This window comes from Kitasatospora sp. NPDC018058 (genome assembly GCF_044327205.1).
Lineage (GTDB): Bacteria > Actinomycetota > Actinomycetes > Streptomycetales > Streptomycetaceae > Kitasatospora.
The window spans coordinates 1-2,160 of the sequence record NZ_JBIRFA010000133.1 but is presented as its reverse complement, the minus strand read 5'-3'; the positions used below and the strand labels follow the sequence as shown (position 1 = coordinate 2,160).

At 69.0% G+C, this 2,160-nt stretch carries 2 protein-coding genes; both read right to left on the bottom strand.

Annotated elements, in window-relative coordinates:
* Positions 1-164: 164 nt before the first annotated feature.
* Positions 165-965, bottom strand: a complete 801-nt coding sequence (locus ACH4E7_RS45525; RefSeq protein WP_396255119.1) for an anti-sigma factor family protein — start codon at positions 963-965, stop codon at positions 165-167.
* A gap of 25 nt (positions 966-990) precedes the next feature.
* Positions 991-1,593 carry a sigma-70 family RNA polymerase sigma factor gene (locus ACH4E7_RS45520; RefSeq protein WP_396255118.1) on the bottom strand — a complete coding sequence of 201 codons (603 nt, stop codon included), beginning with the start codon at positions 1,591-1,593 and terminating at the stop codon, positions 991-993.
* Positions 1,594-2,160: the final 567 nt, after the last annotated feature.

Here is a 2,160-nt window from a genome sequence, read left to right as displayed (position 1 = left end):
ATGGTACTGCAGGGGGGACCCTGTGGGAGAGTAGGACGCCGCCGAACAATTCTTCAGAAGAACCCCCATCCGGATTCCGGATGGGGGTTCTTCGCGTTCACCGGCCGGTTGTGGAGTCGAGTTACGGGACAAGCCCCCCATGAGGTGCCGACCGGGCCGGGGCGTCACGCCGGGACGGTGAGCAGCCTCTGGCCGTTGCCCGCGTAGATGTCGAAGTGACTGATCATTCCTGGGGACATGGGTACGGTCCCGGAAATCTTGGCGCCACCTGGGTATTCGCCGGCCTGCCAGGTGGCGGCGGTCGCTGTGGTGCCCGTGATCCCGACCGCTTGCAGGCTGCATGTGACCCCGGCGGGCGCTCCCTTCGCCGAGACCTGCAGGGCGCTGCCCCAGGCGGCGGGCGAGACCTCAACCGAGGCGGACACGCCGGTGGTGGGGTCGGTTCCGGAGAAGGTGCGGACCGGGGCCGGTGACGTCGGTGCGGGCTGCGCGACCTGGCTGCCCGTGGACGCGACGGTAGCCAGCCACGTGCCGCCCGACGCTGCCGCAGCGATGAGCGTCGCGGCGGCTGCGACCCCAACCAGTTGCCTCCGCACGGCGGTACGACGTCGGGATGCAGCCTGCTGGAGCAGCCGGTCGAGCGGGCCTCGGTCGGTTCGCTGCGGTACGCCCGGCCCGGCAGTGGCCGCAGGCTCCGGCTGCGCTCGCTCGCGTGCGGCGGCTCGCTGTACCAGCCGGTCGGCCAGTTCCTCGCTGGGCGCGGGCGGTGCCTCGCCTGCGGCCTCGGCCTCGGCCTCGCTGACCCTCGCGAGTAGCGCGGGCAGTCCCGCTAGTTCAGCATGCTCGGCCTGGCACTCCGCGCATTCTGCGAGGTGGGCGCGGACCTGCTCCGTCTCTGTCGGGGACAGCGTTCCCAGCACGTATCCGCCCAGGGACCACCGGATGGCGTCATGGTCGCTGTTCATGGTCCGTACCTCCTCCACGACGCTGTCACGGCTCGATACCCCGTTCCTGCAGCGCCAGCCGCAGCGCCTTCAAGGCGTAGTACGTGCGCGACTTCACGGTGCCCACCGGAATGCAGAGCACCTCCGCAGCCTCGACCATCGTCCGGCCTCTGTAGTACGTCTCGAGCAGAACGGCCCGGTGTTCCGGGGAGAGGGTCCGGATGGCCTCGGCCACCGCCCAGCTTTGCAGCGTCTGCTCGAGCTCGTCTTCTCCGGGCGTCTGCTCCGCGAGTCGTTCCACGGCCTCCCCGTCGACCTCGGTCGGTCTGGCCCGGCGGGCCCGGTGGGCGTCGATGACCAGGTTCCGGGCGACCGTGCACAGCCACGCCCGGGCCGGTCCGCGCTCGGGGTCGAACGCCGCCGGGTGCTGCCAGGCCCGCAGCAGTGTCTCCTGCACGACATCCTCGGCCCATTGCCAGTCTCCTGAGGTCAGTCGCAGGACGAAGTGAAGTAGCGGCCCGGCGTGCTCCGCGTACAGCGTGCGGAGTAGTTCCTCGTCCGCGCGGGAGATGGTCCCCGTACCAGAGACACGGTCCCCGGAGCGATCCGGCTCACTCGATGGGCCGCGTTTCCGAAGACTCCACGGCATAAGTCGATCATCGCATATGCCGCTAATCGATGAAATCTTGCAAAAGGTGCTTATACACCGAACCGTACAGCCCCGGCACCCGTGAAACCTGACGAGCACTGATCCTCGGCATCCACTCCTTCCCCGACCCCGCAAGGAGTGAGCCGAGATGGCCGCGGTGGTTCTGCAGCCCCTCGGGGCACTTTCCGCCGTCACGAACAGCGACTGCGCCGTCGCAACCGGTACCGCCTGTGGGCAGCCACCGGCGAACACATCAAGCGAAATGACCGACCCACGCCCGCCTCCATCGCGGGCTGATCAGTAGAGAGCACACACCCACACCCATGTACCTGTACTCCCTGGTCCGCAGCGGCCCAAGTGATGCACCCGAGTGGTCCAAGCGTTACGGCCACCTGTTGCCACGGCCCGCCACCATCGAGAAGGAGCCACCGAAATGAGTGGAAAGCAGAAGTCACTCGCCGTCCTGATCGGGACCGTGCTGGCGGCCGGACTCACCAGCCCGGCCTTCGGGGCCACCGCGCCCGCCGCTCCGTCGCCGACCACGAGCGCCGCCGCCGAGGGGTCCGG

Bases quoted from the DNA above. Each gene is read 5' to 3' on its own strand.
- ACH4E7_RS45520 (WP_396255118.1), bottom strand. From the start codon at position 1,593: ATGCCGTGGAGTCTTCGGAAACGCGGCCCATCGAGTGAGCCGGATCGC.
- ACH4E7_RS45525 (WP_396255119.1), bottom strand. From the start codon at position 965: ATGAACAGCGACCATGACGCCATCCGGTGGTCCCTGGGCGGATACGTG.